General features: G+C 55.6%; 12 protein-coding genes. 3 read left to right on the forward strand and 9 right to left on the reverse strand.

The features are described from left to right. Positions 1–239: 239 nt before the first annotated feature. Complete coding sequence (gene osmB / locus NWP14_RS06165; protein ID WP_026612282.1) at positions 240–458, forward strand: osmotically-inducible lipoprotein OsmB; 219 nt, start codon at positions 240–242, stop codon at positions 456–458. Between the two features lie 104 nt (positions 459–562). On the opposite strand, the gene yciH is transcribed toward osmB, so the two are convergent. The 5 genes from yciH to pgpB all read right to left on the reverse strand — a co-directional run bounded on the left by yciH (position 563) and on the right by pgpB (position 4,209). Further along, positions 563–889 carry a stress response translation initiation inhibitor YciH gene (gene yciH, locus NWP14_RS06170; protein WP_095097078.1) on the reverse strand — a complete coding sequence of 109 codons (327 nt, stop codon included), beginning with the start codon at positions 887–889 and terminating at the stop codon, positions 563–565. After that, entirely contained in the window at positions 889–1,626 is a 738-nt protein-coding gene (pyrF, locus tag NWP14_RS06175) for an orotidine-5'-phosphate decarboxylase (RefSeq protein WP_331835384.1), read from the reverse strand. The genes yciH and pyrF overlap by 1 nt, the downstream gene beginning before the upstream one ends. A gap of 195 nt (positions 1,627–1,821) precedes the next feature. Further along, positions 1,822–2,991, reverse strand: a complete 1,170-nt coding sequence (lapB, locus tag NWP14_RS06180) for a lipopolysaccharide assembly protein LapB (RefSeq protein WP_095097072.1) — start codon at positions 2,989–2,991, stop codon at positions 1,822–1,824. Positions 2,992–2,997: 6 nt separating this feature from the next. Next, positions 2,998–3,306 carry a LapA family protein gene (locus NWP14_RS06185; RefSeq protein WP_041145190.1) on the reverse strand — a complete coding sequence of 103 codons (309 nt, stop codon included), beginning with the start codon at positions 3,304–3,306 and terminating at the stop codon, positions 2,998–3,000. A 135-nt stretch (positions 3,307–3,441) separates the two neighbouring features. Continuing rightward, positions 3,442–4,209: a phosphatidylglycerophosphatase B gene (pgpB, locus tag NWP14_RS06190; protein WP_095097069.1), complete on the reverse strand. Its 768-nt coding sequence runs from the start codon at positions 4,207–4,209 to the stop codon at positions 3,442–3,444. 164 nt (positions 4,210–4,373) lie between these two features. On the opposite strand from pgpB, the gene ribA reads away from it, so the two are divergent. Beyond that, the gene (gene ribA, locus NWP14_RS06195) at positions 4,374–4,964 is read left to right on the forward strand and encodes a GTP cyclohydrolase II (RefSeq protein ID WP_041145188.1); all 591 of its coding nucleotides are present in this window, start codon (positions 4,374–4,376) and stop codon (positions 4,962–4,964) included. 45 nt (positions 4,965–5,009) lie between these two features. Here the strand turns inward: ribA and acnA are convergent, their stop codons facing one another. The 4 genes from acnA to topA form a co-directional block, all read right to left on the reverse strand. Further along, on the reverse strand, positions 5,010–7,682 hold the full coding sequence (gene acnA / locus NWP14_RS06200) for an aconitate hydratase AcnA (protein WP_375214992.1): 2,673 nt from the start codon (positions 7,680–7,682) through the stop codon (positions 5,010–5,012). A 403-nt stretch (positions 7,683–8,085) separates the two neighbouring features. Continuing rightward, entirely contained in the window at positions 8,086–8,253 is a 168-nt protein-coding gene (locus tag NWP14_RS06205; protein WP_071844914.1) for a YmiA family putative membrane protein, read from the reverse strand. Between the two features lie 244 nt (positions 8,254–8,497). Then, on the reverse strand, positions 8,498–9,472 hold the full coding sequence (cysB, locus tag NWP14_RS06210) for an HTH-type transcriptional regulator CysB (protein ID WP_095097063.1): 975 nt from the start codon (positions 9,470–9,472) through the stop codon (positions 8,498–8,500). Between the two features lie 334 nt (positions 9,473–9,806). Then, the gene (topA, locus tag NWP14_RS06215) at positions 9,807–12,404 is read right to left on the reverse strand and encodes a type I DNA topoisomerase (protein ID WP_095097060.1); all 2,598 of its coding nucleotides are present in this window, start codon (positions 12,402–12,404) and stop codon (positions 9,807–9,809) included. Positions 12,405–12,815: 411 nt separating this feature from the next. Here topA and NWP14_RS06220 point away from each other — a divergent pair, with 411 nt between their 5' ends. Continuing rightward, positions 12,816–13,067, forward strand: a complete 252-nt coding sequence (locus NWP14_RS06220; protein ID WP_041145184.1) for a YciN family protein — start codon at positions 12,816–12,818, stop codon at positions 13,065–13,067. The last annotated feature ends 55 nt before the right edge of the window (positions 13,068–13,122 follow it).

Raw genomic sequence — 13,122 nt, forward strand, 5'->3', positions numbered from 1 at the left:
AGGCCGCGTGGCGCCACGTCTGAGAGTATTCCGAGCCCCCAATTCAGACTTTTTACCTGCCGGTTAAATTTAAAGAAAGTAGAATTATTGTTAGCGATATAACAGGAAGTGACTATCACCCGCGTGATTAAAGTAACACCTGCGCAACTAAACTTCATGGAATACCCCTTAACTCATAGTTCACGCTATGCTTTAAAGGAAGTTGTATCCATGAATAGATTATTCAGGAGAAAATTATGATGACTTCAATGAGCAAAAAAATGGCTGCGGCAGTTCTGGCTGTAACAGTGGTAATGTCCCTGAGCGCGTGTTCTCACTGGTCAAAACGCGATCGTAATACCGCCATTGGCGCCGGCGCTGGTGCACTGGGCGGCGCGGTATTAACCGACGGCAGCACCCTGGGCACCCTGGGCGGCGCAGCGGTCGGCGGGATTATCGGTCACCAGGTGGGTAAATAAGTTTTAAATCAGTTCAAATAAAAAATAATTGCTCGCGGATTTGCTGACTCACGCACCGGAAAAAAATCAGGGCCACGGTATTTACCGTGGCCCTGTTGTTATTATCAGCCGCCGGCCAGCTTCACCTTCATACCCTTAGCTTCGAGCAGCGATTTTATCAGGTCGCGTTTGTCGCCCTGAATTTCAATCACCCCCTCTTTTACCGACCCGCCGCAGCCGCATTTCTTTTTCAGCTCAGCGGCCAGCTTCGCCAGCGCTTCATCATCCGCATCAATGCCGACGATCAGGCATACGCCTTTGCCTTTGCGGCCGCTGGTCTGGCGCTGAATACGCACCACGCCATCGCCTTTCGGGCGCTCGATAACCTGCTTTGGCTCATCGATACGTCCGCTCTCCGTCGAGTAAACCAGACGGCTGTTAGAATCGGTCATTATGCCCCCATATTCAGCGATGCGTTAATCTGGCGTAAGGTCGCCGCCGGGTCGGCAGACTGCGTCACCGGACGGCCAATAACCATATAGTCCACGCCGGCCGCCTGCGCCTGCTCCGGCGTCATAATGCGGCGCTGGTCACCCGCATCGCTGCCCTGCGGGCGAATGCCGGGCGTCACCAGCTTAAACGCCTGCCCCAGCTCCTGTTTGAAACGCGCCGCTTCCTGCGCCGAGCAGACTACGCCATCGAGGCCGCAGCGCTGGGTCAACGCCGCCAGTTTTGCCGCATGGTCGGCCGGAGAGAGCGTGATCCCCAGCTCCTGCAAATCGCTGGCCTCCATGCTGGTCAGCACGGTGACGGCAATCAGCAGCGGGGCATCTTTGCCATACGGCAGGAGAGCTTCACGCGCCGCGGTCATCATCCGCGCTCCGCCGCTGGCATGGACGTTGACCATCCAGACGCCAAGTTCGGCCGCCGCCGCAACGGCGTGAGCGGTGGTGTTAGGGATATCGTGAAACTTGAGATCGAGGAAAACTTCGAAATTACGCTGGTGCAAATCGCGAACAAACTGCGGCCCAAACAGCGTAAACATCTCTTTGCCGACCTTAAGGCGGCAGTCCCGCGGGTCGATGCGGTCGACGAACGCCAGCGCTTTATCGCGGTTATCATAATCGAGAGCCACAACAACGGGAGAGGATGTGACAACGCGAGAAGAAGATGTAGCAGTAGACGTCATGACCAGACCTTAATTGTTGATGGGCGCCGGGCTCGGCGCAAAAAAGGTAAACGGGCAGCATTCTACCTGCGATAAGGGGAAAATAACAGGCTGCGTTTCAGCGCCTGCCCGACGATGGCGGTTCGATGGCTTAACCGTGGGAAGGTTAAAAAAGCCATTAGTATGTTGTAACTAATGAGGGGCTTTTTTTAAATGTTACTGGCCGTCAAGGCCGCGAATCGGTTTGATGGTGGACCACGATCGGCAGGACGGGCAGTGCCAGTAGAGGGTGTGGGCGGTAAAGCCGCATTTTTGGCAGCGGTATCGCGGCTTGCTGCGTACCTGCTCGCCAACCATATCGCGCAGCACGCCGAGGCTCTCTTTCGCGCGCCCCTCTTCCGCTTCGTTAAGATGGTAGTCCATCAGCTTGTGGAAAACGCGCATCGTCGGATGGCGCTCCAGCTGACGGGTGACGTAGCTTTGCGCCGCTTCAATCCCCTCGCGCTGCTCGAGGATTTGCGCCAGCATCAGCTCGGCGGTCGCGCCGGTATTTTCATCGGCGCAGCGGCGCAGAAACGTTTCCCACTCGTCGATTTTGCCCAGCTGCTGGTAGCAGGTCTGGAGCATTTCGAGCGTCTCGCCGACCAGCTCTTTGTCCTGATTGATCACCCGCTCCAGGCTTTCGACCGCCTTCGGATAATCGCCCTTTTCCATCCACACCCGCCCCATCATAATGGATACCCGGGCGCTGTTGCGATCGGCCGCGGCGCCTTTTTTCAACAGCGACATAGCCTTGTCCATATCGCTGTTCGCCATCTGCTGCAGCGCCAGCTCGCACCAGAAGTTGGCGATATCCCCGCGATGCTTCTCTTTGCCCAGCTTCACCAGACGTTCGGCAACATCAATGGCGGACTGCCAGTCGCTGGTCGCCTGGTAAATTTGCAGCAGCTGCTGCAGCGCGCTAAGGCGAAAGTCGGTTTCATCCACCAGCTGTTTGAACATATCCTCCGCGCGGTCGTACAGGCCGGCGGCCATATAGTCGCGCCCCAGCTGCTGCACGGCCAGCAGGCGCTGATCGTAGGTCAGCGAAGCGCTTTCCATCAGGCTTTGGTGAATGCGGATCGCCCGGTCAACCTCGCCGCGGGAGCGGAACAGGTTGCCGAGGGTCAGGTGAGCTTCAACGGTGCCGGTATCCTCTTTCAGCATATCGAGGAACAGATCCACGGCTTTATCCTGCTGATTACTCAGCAGGAAGTTAACCCCGGTCACATAATCACGCGACAGGCGGCTAGCGTCGTCCTGTTTGGACTGTTGTGCACTTCTGCGCCCCATGTACCAGCCGTACGCGGCGGCTACGGGCAAAAGCAGAAACAACAACTCCAGCATAAACGATTATTCCTTCACCGCAGGGGTGCCTGCGTCGACTGGCGCTACGCCCGCAGGCGCAATCTGGTGCTCAAGGCGCTTAACTTTACGCTCAGCGCGAGCCAACGAAACCCGAACCCGCAGCCAGAAAAGGCCGCAAATCAGCCAGCCAATCGCAAACCCTGCCGCAAAGAGAACCGCCAGCAGCGTTGAAATCCGGAATTCACCCTGTGCGAGTAAATAGTTGAACGTAACCAGTTGGTCATTTTGCGCACCCAGCGTCACGGAGATGACGAAGATCGCGAGTACCAGTAAGAAAATGAGTAAATATTTCACACTACTTCCCGTTATGTGGGTTGCGCGAAAAAATCCCGCGTTCAGCCCTATAAAGTATCATTTTCGCTGCAGAGGTGGAATGGAAAAGCACGACACCACGACAGGATATGGGGTCGTATGGCGCGAAAAACAACTTTAGCCCTGTTTTAGCGCCCGTTTCTTAATATCCTGCGCCTCTTCCCCAGGCGGCGTCAGCGGGCCGCACAGCCGCTGAGTCAGCCAGGTGGCCAGCGTCACCAGCAGCCATGAGATAAGCGTAGCGACGAGCAAATCCTGCGGCCAGTGCATTCCCAGCGCCAGCCGGCTCCCCATCACCGCGGTAGCCCAGACCATCAGCAGCGCGATGGTCAGCCGGCGACGCCGCGGCCACAGCAGCCCCACGCCGAGCAGCGCCCAGCTGGCCGCAAACATGGTGTGTCCGGATGGAAAAGCAAAACCGGTCTCTTTCTGCCAGTGTTTACGTAAGAATTTAGGAATCCCCTGCTCCTGAACCAGCTGTTCATGCACCAGTTTAGCGCGTTCTTTGCGTTTTAACGCGTAGAATTGATCGACCGGAACCTGCTGCGTTTTTTCCAGCCAGATAACGAAGGGACGCGGCTCCTGCACCTGGCCTTTGATCCAGGACTTAATGCCCTGCCCGAGCAAAATGGCCGCCGCCAGAATCATAAACAGCACCACGGCCGCCCGCAGGCGAAATCGCAAGCACCATAAGAACCAGCCGCAAAGTATCGTATGGGTGATGATGCCCCACGGCTGAGTCACGCTTTCGGTAACCCAGTACAGCAGCTTTAACCCCCGCTGCGGAAGTTCCGGATGCCACTTCCAGCCGGCTAGCCAAACCACTGCGGGCATAATCATTAATAGTGCCGCACCGGTGGCGGTTCGTCTGGCAATCGACAGCATTTCATCTCCTTAATCCTTTCTGCCGACTATCATAACGGAAAGTGGTTCGTTTGTGCGCTTTACGCGCAGGCAGTAGTGCGTAATTAGGAGAACCTTACGGCCTTGTGGCAAAATAGCGGCAAACAGAAAGCACATTCAGGTGCTGACAAAGTCTGGAGAATCACATGCAGCTTAAACGTGTGGCAGAAGCCAAACTGCCAACCCCCTGGGGCGATTTCCTGATGGTGGGTTTTGAAGAACTGGCAACCGGGCAGGATCACGTCGCGCTGGTTTTCGGCGATATTTCGGGCCAGGCGCCCGTCCTGGCTCGCGTACACTCTGAGTGTCTGACGGGCGATGCCCTTTTCAGCCTGCGTTGTGATTGCGGTTTTCAGCTGGAAGCGGCGCTGTCACATATCGCCGAAGAGGGTCGCGGGATCCTGCTGTACCATCGTCAGGAAGGCCGCAACATTGGTCTGTTAAACAAAATCCGCGCCTATGCCTTACAGGATCAGGGCTACGACACCGTAGAAGCGAACCATCAGCTCGGCTTTGCCGCCGACGAGCGCGACTTTACGCTGTGCGCTGATATGTTCAAACTGCTGAACGTCGAGCGCGTCCGCCTGCTGACCAACAACCCGAAAAAAGTAGAAATTCTGACCGAGGCCGGGATCAATATCGTGGAGCGCGTGCCGCTCATCGTCGGACGCAATCCGAAGAATGCCCACTATCTGGATACCAAAGCCGCCAAGATGGGGCATCTGCTGAATAACTGATTCGGCACCATTAATTCAGGGCCAGCGATTGCTGGCCCTTTTTTTTTACAGCATATTGCGGATCACATAGTGCAGAATGCCGTCATTCTGATAATAGGTCAGCTCCGTAGCGGTATCGATACGGCAGCGGCAGGCAATCACCTCCTGCTTGCCGTCCGCCCCCGTTAGGGTTACCGGCACCGTTGCGCCGGGCTCTAGCGCCTGCAGCTGGCTGATATCAATCCGCTCTTCACCGGTTAGCCCCAGCGTTTTGCGGGTTACGCCCTGCGGGAATTCCAGCGGCAAAATCCCCATGCCTATCAGGTTAGAACGGTGAATACGTTCAAAGGATTCGGCGATCACCACCCGGACGCCGAGCAGACGCGGGCCCTTCGCCGCCCAGTCGCGGCTGGAGCCGGAGCCGTACTCTTTCCCGGCAACCACCGCCAGCGGCGTGCCTTCGTCCTTATAGAGCATGGCCGCGTCATAAATCGCCACCGGCTCGCTGCCCGGCAGATGTCGGGTCATGCCGCCTTCAACGCCGGGCACCATTTCGTTGCGAATACGGATGTTGGCGAACGTCCCGCGCATCATCACCTCGTGGTTACCGCGTCGCGATCCGTAGGAGTTAAAATCGATACGCTCAACGCCGCGGTTTTGCAGATAGCGCCCGGCGGGGCTTTCCGCCTTGATGCTTCCCGCAGGAGAAATATGATCCGTGGTCACCGAGTCGCCGAGCATCGCCAGAATTCGCGCGCCGCGAATATCCTCTACCGGTTTGGGCTCAACGCCCATCTCATCGAAGAACGGCGACAGGCGGATGTAGGTTGAGTCGCTCTGCCAGTCATAGGTATCTGAACGCTCGACGTCGATAGCCTTCCATTCAGGCGTACCTTCAAAGACCTCGGCATACTCTTTATGGAACATGTCGGTAGAAACCTGCTCTACCGCCTGCGCGATCTCCAGGCCGCTCGGCCAGATATCCTTCAGATAGACCGGCTGACCGTCTTTGCCGTCCCCCAGAGGATCGCGGGTCAGGTTGACGTTCATATTGCCGGCCAGCGCATAGGCCACCACCAGCGGCGGCGAGGCCAGCCAGTTGGTTTTCACCAGCGGGTGAATGCGCCCTTCGAAGTTGCGGTTCCCGGAGAGCACCGCCCCTACGGTCAGATCGCCCTTTTTAATCGCTTCTTCAATCGGCTCCGGTAGCGGACCCGAGTTACCGATACAGGTGGTGCAACCATATCCCACCAGATTAAAGCCCAGCGTATCGAGATAAGGGGTGAGTCCCGCATGCGCAAGATAATCAGAAACCACCTTCGATCCCGGCGCCAACGACGCTTTGACCCACGGCTTCGGCTTCAGGCCGAGTTCAACCGCCCTTTTCGCCAGCAGGCCGGCGGCCATCAGTACGCTGGGGTTGGAGGTGTTGGTACAGGAGGTAATGGCGGCGATGGCCACCGCCCCGTCCGGCAGCGAATATTGCTGTCCGTTCAGCGTATAGTCGACCGACCGTTTATCTTTCTGCGCGTGATTGACCTCCAGCTCCGTGCTGGCCGCAAACGCTTTCGGCACGTCCCCTAACGCGACGCGGTCCTGCGGACGCTTCGGCCCGGCGAGACTTGCTTCTACCGAGCCCATATCGAGCGCCAGGGTGCTGGTAAATACCGGCTCATCGCCGGTCATCCGCCACATTCCCTGCGCTTTGGCGTAGGCTTCCACTAACGCGACCTGTTCTTCACTACGGCCGCTCAGGCGCATATAGCTGAGAGTCACCGCATCGATCGGAAAGAAGCCGCAGGTTGCACCGTATTCCGGCGCCATATTGGCGATGGTTGCCCTGTCCGCCAGCGGCAGTGAGTCCAGTCCGTCGCCGTAAAACTCGACAAATTTACCCACCACGCCGTGCTGGCGCAGCATCTGGGTGACGGTCAGCACCAGGTCCGTCGCGGTGATCCCTTCACGAAGCTTGCCGGTCAGCTTAAAGCCGACGACGTCGGGGATCAGCATCGATACCGGCTGGCCTAACATTGCCGCTTCGGCCTCAATGCCGCCGACGCCCCAGCCGAGCACGCCGAGGCCGTTAATCATCGTGGTATGCGAGTCGGTGCCGACCAGGGTGTCGGGCCAGGCAAACCACTCCCCGTTGCGCTCTTCGCTCCACACGGCCTTGCCGAGATACTCCAGGTTGACCTGGTGGCAAATGCCGGTACCCGGCGGCACCACGCTAAAGCGGCTGAACGCCTGCTGCCCCCAGCGCAGGAAAGCATAGCGCTCGTGGTTACGCTCCATCTCCAGGCGAACGTTCTCTTCAAACGCATCATCGTTACCAAAGCGGTCCACCGTTACCGAGTGGTCAATCACCAGGTCGACGGGGGAAAGCGGGTTAACCTTAGCGGTATCACCTCCCAGGCGTTTCACCGCTTCGCGCATGGCGGCCAAATCCACCACCGCCGGCACGCCGGTGAAGTCCTGCATCAGTACACGCGCCGGTCGATAGGCAATCTCCCGGTCCGCGTGGGCCTGCTTGAGCCAGGCTGCCAGCGCGTGGATATCCTCTGCGGTGACCGAGTCACCGTCCTGCCAGCGCAGCAGGTTTTCCAGCAGTACTTTGAGCGATTTCGGTAAACGGGTCAGATCGCCCAGTTCTTTAGCGGCCAGCGCGAGGCTGTAATAGTGGTAGGTTTTATCATTGACCTGTAGCGCGTCCTTACTGGCTGCTCGTAGGGTTGACGACATAGCTCCTCCTTTATCTCAGGGATGGCATGCCCTGATGCTCCTCAGGGTTAATATTAAAGATAACACATACCAGGCATAACACTTTGATAACAACCCGAATTGCTAAAATCGGCGAAATCGTACAAAGATATTGCACCAAAATAGACAGCAGGTTTTTTGTGGTTATAAAGAGATGAGATCGCGAGGGATATTATTATTAGCAGGAAGAGCTCTGAGGAGCGAAATGCGAAAAAGAACTAATCGCCGGTTCTCTGACGATTAGTTCAAAGGAATGGATTATTGATTAAAAACCATCGTGGCGAAATATATCCTCCTTAATGCCGTTAGTTTATTAAAGTGAAATAAACACCGAGGTTCTTACTGTCATAAAAGTGACATTTTTACAAAGGCGGAAAAGCGTCGCTTAGCTCACGATCCAGACGTTACAGATGACTAGTGCAACGATACTCCAGAACATTGCAAGCCCGATGAACACAGCGCCCCAGGCCCGACTTCTCAACACAGGATCCACTTCCGTCTTGTCACCGGCCTGTGACATCGCCAACTTCATATAATCGATATCACTTATCATATCTTCACCACCAATCGTTGAAATTATCAGGTACAGTTAAATCTTAATTACGGACCATCTATTAATCCAGTGAATTTTGCCCGGAATTATTATCTTTAACCGTTATTTTGATCGGAGTAGGTATAATTGCAACCGTGTTAAAAGGAATAATGAAATTTGTGAGTTATACGAGGTTTACAATGTTAATTACGCGTCATTATAGGTATTGGCATCCCGGGGATGGGATGCCGAATATTTAGACAAATCATTTTTCCGGCAGTTTAATATCCTTAAACATCGCCTCAATATCTTCATTCGAGCGCAAAGCCACCGCCGTATCCACCACGTCGCGCGTCAGATGCGGCGCAAAACGTTGAATAAAATCATACATATAGCTGCGCAGGAAGGTACTGCGACGGAAGCCTATTTTCGTCGTGCTGTGGCTGAAGATGCCGTTGGCGCTGAGTTTGACGAGGTCCGGATCGGACACCGGGTCAACCGCCATGCTCGCAATAACCCCAACCCCCAGTCCCAGGCGAACGTAGGTTTTGATGACATCGGCATCGGTTGCGGTGAAAACGATGCGCGGCGTCAGGCCGGCGCGGTTGAACGCGGTATCCAGCTCGGAGCGCCCGGTAAAGCCAAAGGTGTAGGTCACCAGAGGATACTGGGCCAGCTCTTCAATCGTCACCGAGCCTCTGGAGGCGAGCGGATGCTCAGGCGTCACGACAATCGAACGATTCCAGTGGTAGCACGGCAGCATCACCAGGTCATCATAGAGATGCAGCGCCTCGGTAGCGATGGCAAAATCCGCATTTCCCTTTGAGACCGCCTCGGCGATCTGCGTTGGCGACCCTTGATGCATATGCAACGAGACGCGCGGATAGCGTTCAATAAAGCCCTTGATCACGCCAGGCAGCGCATAGCGAGCCTGGGTATGAGTGGTCGCCACGTACAGCGACCCCTTATCCGGCCACGTGTGCTCGCCCGCCACTGATTTGATGGCGTCAACTTTCGACAGCACTTCGCGGGCGATGCGGATAATCTCCTGACCGGCAGGCGTCACCTGAGTTAAATGCTTGCCGCTGCGGGCAAAAATCTGAATACCCAGCTCATCTTCCAGCATGCGTACCTGCTTGCTGATGCCGGGCTGCGAGGTATACAGGCCTTCGGCGGTAGAGGAGACATTCAGATTATGGTTAACAACCTCAACGATGTAGCGGAGTTGCTGTAGTTTCATGGCTGATATCCGTTAACGCGTAAAATGAATTCGCTTGATACAGTTTACGTTCAGGCCGCCCGTCGGCAGAGAGGCTACGCGCCGCTGCCGCCCCGGCGATTCGCCGCGCTGGCGCCACAAAGCGTCCTGAAACGAGAATGTAGTAAGACGATTTAATAATAAAAAAGGGATTAACTATAACCACTATATCATTTATATCTACAGTGTATAGACACTAACGGAAAATAATAAGGCGGTTATAAGGCCGGAGATGTGCGGCAAAACTTCAAGGATTTCAGCGACGAGCGGAAAAAGAAAGGGCCGCAGTGTGCGGCCCTTTTTAGGGGTAAGGCGCTTACTTTTTAGCTTCAGTCCATTTGCCGTCGATGTAGAAGGCTGACCAACCGGTGGCTTTGCCATCTTTTTCAGACGCAACGTACTGCTGCTTGGTTTTACGGCTAAAACGCACCAGCGTTTTATTGCCTTCCGGATCCTGCTGCGGCGCATCGGCGAGATAGCGCAGCTTCTCCGCAAGGCGGTCACGGAAGCGGAACAGCTCCTCAACCAGCGGCGCGCGGGTTTCGCGGGATTTCGGGAAGGTGTTCGCCGCGAGGAAGACGCCGGCAGCACCGTCACGCAGAACAAAATAGGCGTCCGATTTCTCACACGGCAGCTCCGGCAGCGGAACCGGATCTTCCTTCGGCGGAGCCACTTCCCCGTTACGCAGAATTTTGCGCGTATTCTTACATTCGTCGTTGGTGCAGGCCATGTACTTACCAAAACGCCCCATTTTCAGGTGCATCTCAGAACCACATTTTTCGCACTCAACTACCGGGCCATCGTAACCCTTAATGCGGAATTCGCCCTCTTCAATCTCATAGCCGTCACAGGTCGGGTTGTTACCGCAGACATGCAGCTTACGCTTAGGATCGATAAGGTAGCTGTCCATCGCCGTGCCGCATTTCTGGCAGCGACGCTTGGCACGCAGCGCGTTGGTTTCGGCGTCGTCGCCTTCCAGCACGTTGAGCACTTCGTTTTCCGGCACCAGGTTAATGGTGGTTTTGCAGCGTTCTTTCGGCGGCAGCGCGTAGCCGGAGCAGCCGAGGAATACGCCGGTGCTGGCGGTACGAATACCCATCTCGCGGCCGCAGGTCGGACAGTCGATGCTGGTCAGCACCATCGGGTTAGGCTGCATGCCGCCCTCTTCCGGGTCCTTCTCCGCCGTTTCCAGCTGAGCGGTGAAGTCACCGAAGAAGTGATCCAGCACCTGCCGCCACTCGGCCTGATGATTCGCCACCTGGTCGAGGCGGTCTTCCATTTGCGCGGTAAAGTCGTAGTTCATCAGATCGCGGAAGTTCTCTTCCAGACGATCGGTGACGATCTCACCCATTTTTTCCGCATAGAAGCGACGGTTTTCCACCCGAACGTAGCCGCGATCCTGAATAGTCGAAATGATCGACGCATAGGTTGACGGACGGCCAATACCGCGTTTCTCAAGCTCTTTAACCAGCGATGCTTCGCTAAAGCGCGCAGGCGGTTTGGTAAAGTGCTGCGCCGGGCTGAGCTCGACCAGACTTAAGCTGTCGCCCTGATTAACCACCGGCAGGACGCGATCTTCATCGCCCTTACGCAGCGCAGGCATGACTTTCGTCCAGCCATCAAAACGCAGGGTACGGCCACGCGCCTTGAGTTTGAAGTCACCGGCTTTCACCGTCAGGGTGGTGGAGTCGTACAGCGCTGGCGTCATCTGACAGGCGACAAACTGGCGCCAGATCAGCTGATAGAGCTTCAGCGCATCGGATTCCATGCCTTTTAAATCTTCCGCCATCACGTTCACATCAGAAGGACGAATCGCTTCGTGCGCTTCCTGCGAGTTTTCTTTGCTGGCGTACTGGTTGGCGTTCTCAGGCAGATACTTTTTACCAAAGTTATCACCGATGTAGCCGCGCACCATGCTCAGCGCATCCTGGCTCAGGTTCGTCGAGTCAGTACGCATATAGGTAATGTAGCCAGCCTCATACAGACGCTGCGCCATCATCATGGTTTTCTTCACCCCGAAGCCCAGACGCGTACTGGCCGCCTGCTGCAAGGTTGAGGTGATGAACGGCGCGCCCGGCTTGCTGCTGGTCGGCTTATCTTCGCGTTCCAGCACGCTGTAGCCGGCTTTCTCCAGCAGCGCGACGGCAGACATGGTCTCATCGCGGTTAACCGGACGGAACGGCTTGTCGTTCTTGTGCGTAACCTGCAGCGCTAAAGCATCTCCGCCTGGCGTGGTGGTGCTGGCGTCAATTTCCCAGAACTCTTCCGGTACGAAGGCTTTAATTTCGCGTTCACGTTCGACCACAAGGCGCACGGCAACGGACTGAACGCGGCCTGCCGAGAGGCCGCGAGCGATTTTTTTCCACAGCAGCGGAGAAACCATATAGCCCACGACGCGGTCCATGAAACGACGCGCCTGCTGGGCATTAACACGATCGATATTCAGTTCGCCCGGCTTGTCAAAAGCCTGACGGATCGCGTTTTTGGTGATTTCGTTAAATACGACGCGGCTGTAGCGTTTTTCATCACCACCGATAACTTCCCGCAGGTGCCATGCGATGGCTTCCCCTTCGCGGTCAAGGTCGGTTGCGAGATAGATGTGGTCGGCTTTTTCCGCCAACTGCTTGAGTTCTGAAACTACCTTTTCTTTACCCGGGAGTACTTCATAGTGCGCATCCCAGTCATGCCACGGGTCGACGCCCATGCGATTGACCAGAGCGCTACGTTCGTCCTTTTTAGGCTTTTTGGCCCCTTTGGTGGCGGTAGAGTCGGCGCTCTTTTTGGAAGCTGAGCCACTGGTCGGCAAATCGCGGATATGACCGACGCTGGACTTAACCACGTAGTCATTACCCAGATACTTATTGATCGTTTTGGCTTTTGCCGGGGACTCAACGATAACGAGAGCTTTACCCATATTCACCTTTACCTAATTTGATTCATCCAGGAATACATCGCACATTGATTCACCATCCGCTGGCGACGTCCGTCATATGTTGCGTCGTCGTCGAAGAATATCAACCCTCTGCACGTCCGGCCTCACGTCCATAAAACCAGATAGCCGGGTTTACTGACTTTGTTCAGTCAGGTGACATAGCACGAATAATTTTTGGCCGAATGTCAAGCGAATCTGCTGCCAGATCGCTGAAAGCGTCACACTGTACCTGATAAAATTCGTTACGCAACTTTATTAGCATGCAAAAGCAAATCCTGCCAGTAAAGTCATGTTTCTTAGGCTGTTGTCAGTACCCCTGCAGCGTCAATGGAAAATTTGCCCCTGCCCGCCGTGCGGCGTAGACTATTGCGCGAAGAATCACAGGAGGCCGTTATGCAAGGTACAACCCAACCAATCGATCGCCAGACGCTGCTTGAAAAAGCCAACAAACTTATTCGCGAACATGAAGATACGCTAGCCGGGATCGAAGCCACCGACGTCGTTCAGCGTAACGGCATTCTGGTATTTAGCGGCGAGTTTTATCTTGATGAGCAGGGTTTGCCTACGGCGAAGAGCACGGCGGTATTTAACATGTTTAAATACCTGGCGCATGCGCTGTCTGAAAAATATCATCTGGTCGATTAAGCCCTTGCTTTCAGCAGGGATCTGAACGAAAACGCGAGGCCTGGGCCTCGCGTTA

Source organism: Klebsiella sp. C349492 (assembly GCF_042055345.1).
Taxonomy (GTDB): Bacteria; Pseudomonadota; Gammaproteobacteria; order Enterobacterales; family Enterobacteriaceae; genus Klebsiella; species Klebsiella scottii.